Consider the following 4,053-nt stretch of genomic DNA (forward strand, 5'->3'; position numbering starts at 1 on the left):
GGGCGCGCGCGCGCGCGGCGGGGCGCCCGCTCGGCGACGACGAGGCGCCCCGCGGGTGCGACCCGCTGGTCGCGGCGGCGCTGTTCACCGCGGGCGTGGACGAGGTGGTGCGGCTGCACGTGCCCGACCCGCGCCGCGATCCGCGGGAGCGGGCGCCGCACGCGCCGGCGGCGTACCGCGTGGCACGGCGGCCGGCCGGCGCGCCGTCGGTGGTCCCGGCCGACGTCGCGACGTGGGGCGCCTCGCGCACGGGGTGGGACGGCCGCGCGGCGACGCCGCTGGCCGACGAGTGGCGGCTGCGCATCGCGCGCGGCGAGCGCGTCGAGGAGCTCGCGTGGGACGGCGTCCCCGCCGACCTCACCGTCTCGGTGCGCGAGTGGCACGAGGACTCCGCGACGCGCCGCACGCGGTGGACGCTGGCGCCGGGGCCGATCACGGTGCGGCGCGTCGAGGTGCGCGGCCGCGACGGCGCGGTGCTGCTGCGCCGCACGGCGGCGCACGCGGCGCTCCGCGGCCGGCTGCTGAGCGTCGCCGGCACCGGCAGCGTCGAGAGCTTCCACTTCGGCTGGGCGGCCGCGCCGGCGACGCGCGGCGTGCCGCGCCCCGAGGAGCTGAAGGCCGTGGACGTGCTGCGCGAGTGGACGACGCTCCGCCTCGACGCCGACCCGCGCGCCGCCGCGCTGGAGGCGCGCGCCGACCTCGCGCGGCTGCTCGCCGAGCCGGCGCGGGGCACGGAGGACCCCGCGTTCGCGCTGATCCTCCCGGTGCTGCACGACGTCGAGGCGCACGGCCCCGTCGCGGGGGACGCGGCCCTGCTGGCGACGCTGGTCGCCGACCGCCGCGTGCGCGACTTCGAGTCGTTCTGGAGCGCGGTGCGGAAGCTCGGCCCCGACGGCGCGGCGCTGCGCGACCCGATCGTGCGGCGCCTGCTCGCCGGGCGCTTCCCGCAGGACGCGCACCTCGCCACGCTCGGCGACCTGCCGCGCCACCTGCCGGAGGGGACGTTCGCCGAGCCGACGCCGTGGGAGCGGCAGCTGCTGGCCGACCCCGAGCGGCGGCTGTGGGCGCGCGGGCTGATCGCGCGGCAGTCCGACCGCGGCGCGGCGGCGGTGCCGCTGCTGGTCGACGTGCTCGCGCAGGCGTACCCGATCCTCGACGCGCGGAAGGACCCGCGCGAGCACCTCGCGCGCAACGCCGCCGAGGCGGCGCGCGACGCCCTGGCGCGGCTCGGACCCGACGCGGCCGACGCGCTCCCCGCGCTGGAGCGGCTGGCCGCGGACGGCGTGGTGCCGGAGCGCTTCGCGCGCGCCGAGCAGTGGCAGTTCCTGCTGGCGCGGCTGGGGAAGCCGGTGGAGTCGCTGCCCGTGCCTGCGGGAGGTCGCGACTCGCCCGAGCGCTACCACGCGCGGGTGCGCCGCGAGCTGGCGCGCTACGCTAGGTCGAACCGCTGAGCGCGCGCAGCGCCTCGGCCGTCGCCGCGTCGGCGGGGAGGAACGTCTCGATCGCCAGCTCGGCGGCGGTGGCGTCGACCGCGGTGCCGAACACCGTCGTCGTGCTCACGAACGCCAGCACCCCCGCCGGCGTGCGCAGGCGCAGCGGGACGATCACCGGCAGCGGGTCCTCGGCGCCCGCCTCGCCCGCCCGCGAGACGCCGTAGGCCGGGTAGCCGCGCAGCTCCCCCAGCAGATCGGCGAGCGCGGGGTCGGCGGTGAGCTCGGCGTCGCGGCGCAGGCGCTCCAGCACGTGCGCGCGCCACGCGGGGAGGTTCTCGATGCGCGGCGCGAGCCCCTTCGGGTGCAGGCTCACGCGCAGCGCGTTGGCCGGCGGCGCGAGCAGCGACGGGTCGACGTCGCGCAGCAGGAGGGCGACGCCCGCGTTGTGGGCGACGATGTTCCAGTGGCGGTCGACGGCCAGCGCGGGGTTGGGCGCGAACGCCGCGAGCAGCGTGTCGACCGCGGCGCGCACCGACCGCAGCTCGGCGTCGTCGAGCGAGCGGGCGCGCTGCGCCGGCGCGTAGCCGGCGGCGAGGAGGAGCGCGTCGCGCTCGCGCGGCGGCACGTCGAGGCGCTCGGCGAGCTTCAGCACCATGTCGCGGCTCGGGCGCGCGCGCCCCGTCTCGACGAAGCTCAGGTGGCGCGCCGAGACGCCGGCGTCGAGGGCGAGCGAGAGCTGCGAGTGGCGGCGGCGGAGGCGCCAGTCGCGGAGGAGCGTGCCGACGTCGCCGTCGGCGAGCGGGAGCTGCGGGGAGGCCACGGGGACGCGGGCTGCGCTTACCTCGGGAGTAATCGACCGGGCGGACGCGCGGAAGTTACGTGGGGGCGAGCGATCCGCGCCTCACATCCTTCCCAGGAGAATCACCATGCCCGCTGCCCGCCCCGACGCCCTCCTCCGCCGCGTGCTCCTGCTCGACGCCGTCTCGTGCGTGGGGATGGGGGCGGCGCTCGTCGCCGCGCCCGCGCTGCTGGAGACGTGGCTCGGCCTGTCGCCCGTGCTCACGCGCGGGGCCGGGCTCGCGCTCTTCCCGTTCGCGGCGCTGCTCGTGTGGACCGCGCGCCGGCCGACGGTGCCGCGCGGCGTGGCGTGGGGGCTGGTGGCCGGGAACGTCCTGTGGGCCGTCGACTCGTTCGCGCTCCCGGCGACGCCCTGGCTGGCCGGCGCGACCGCGCTCGGCGTCGCGTTCGTGGTCGCGCAGGGCGCCGTCGTGGCGGCGTTCGCGGCGCTGGAGGCGGTGGGGCTCCGGCGCGCCGCGGCGTGAGCGGTCAGTAGGCGCTCGCGCTCAGCTCCACGCGGTCGAAGCGGCGCGCGGCGAGGTCCGCGGGGCGGATCCAGAGCTGCACCACCCCCTCGCCGAGCTGGTGGCCGAGCCCCTCGTCGTTGGAGATCTCGAGGAGGAGGAGCTGGTCGCGCGCGCGCTCCTCGACGTCGCCCATCGCCTGCGCGTCCACCGGCGCCGCGAGCATGCGATGCGGCGCGTTGACCTGCACGCCGCGCTCGGTCGCGACGCCGAGCGCGTGGCGGTGGCGGATGCGGTCCACCGCGTCGGCGGGGACGCGTGCGGCGGCCTCCCCGCCGGCGAGCAGCGACGCCTCGACGGCGTCGGTCACCGCCTCCTGGAGCACGTAGCGGGTGAACCACGCGCGCTCCTGGATCCACGCCCAGAAGCGGTCGCGCTCCTCCGGCGGCACCGCGTCGAAGGGCGCCGCGGCGGCCGCGCGCGCCTGCCACTCGCGGCACTCGGCGCGCAGCGTCTCGGCGAGCGCGGCCGACTCGGCCTCGGTGGTGTCGCGGGTCGGGCGCAGGCGCGTCCCGGCCTCGCGCGCGAGGCGGCGGGCGGCGTGCGCGGCGCCGAGTCGGACCGCGTTCCAGTCGTGCGGATACGCGTCGAAGGGGCGCAGCAGCCGCCCGCCCTCGCCGCGCAGCAGGTCGGCGAAGCCGCGGTACGGGGCGACGGCGCCGGGGATCGCCTCGACCGCGGCGCGCACGTCGACGGTGCCGGGCCAGGCGTACGACTCGGCGAGCGCCTCCGGGTCGTCGGGGAGCGGGCCGCCGCGCACGAGCACCGGATCGAAGGTCCAGCGCGGCCAGAGGCGCGGCGCGTCGATCGGCGCCCACCCCGAGTCGGGCGGGAGCGACGACGGGTAGAGCACGCCGAGCGTGGCGGGGGGCGCGACCTCGGTCCAGTCGTCGGCGGGGCCCGGCTCGTACAGGACGCGGAAGGCGTTGGCGCCGCCGTCCATGAAGACGTAGAGCACCCCGCGGTCGGGGAGCACGCCGAGCCGCCCGTCGGCGGGGATCGCGGCGCAGTCGACCTGCATCAGGAAGCTGACGGGCGCCGACGCGCCGCTCGGGCCGGCCGCCTCGGGCCACGCGAAGCCGCGCGGCGCGACGGGGGCGCCGCCGAAGAAGCTGAGGTGCCGGCGGTCGGGCGTCGGCGGCACGTGCTGGCGGAAGAGGATCGCCTGCCGGCGCGCGGCGAGGGCGATCGCGCGCGCGTCGACGGCCGGTGGGGGCGGCGGCGCGGCGCGCGGCGGCGACGTCGAGCGGCGGGGCGCG

General features: G+C 79.2%; 4 protein-coding genes. 2 read left to right on the forward strand and 2 right to left on the reverse strand.

Annotation, left to right across the window (positions count from 1 at the left end):
- Positions 1–1,451: hypothetical protein (locus PYV61_RS21885; protein WP_275835659.1), on the forward strand; the 1,451-nt coding region annotated here is incomplete at its 5' end.
- On the opposite strand, the gene PYV61_RS21890 is transcribed toward PYV61_RS21885, so the two are convergent.
- Entirely contained in the window at positions 1,435–2,253 is an 819-nt protein-coding gene (locus PYV61_RS21890; protein ID WP_275835661.1) for a helix-turn-helix transcriptional regulator, read from the reverse strand. The two genes, PYV61_RS21885 and PYV61_RS21890, sit on opposite strands and share 17 nt — an antisense overlap.
- Before the next feature lie 106 nt (positions 2,254–2,359).
- Between PYV61_RS21890 and PYV61_RS21895 the strand changes: the two genes are divergently transcribed.
- A complete protein-coding gene (locus PYV61_RS21895; RefSeq protein WP_275835663.1) occupies positions 2,360–2,755 on the forward strand; it encodes a hypothetical protein in 396 nt (131 codons plus the stop codon).
- A 4-nt stretch (positions 2,756–2,759) separates the two neighbouring features.
- Here the strand turns inward: PYV61_RS21895 and PYV61_RS21900 are convergent.
- Positions 2,760–4,053: DUF1963 domain-containing protein (locus tag PYV61_RS21900; protein WP_275835665.1), on the reverse strand; the 1,294-nt coding region annotated here is incomplete at its 5' end.

The organism is Roseisolibacter sp. H3M3-2 (genome assembly GCF_029211165.1).
In the GTDB taxonomy this organism is placed as follows: Bacteria; Gemmatimonadota; Gemmatimonadetes; order Gemmatimonadales; family Gemmatimonadaceae; genus Roseisolibacter.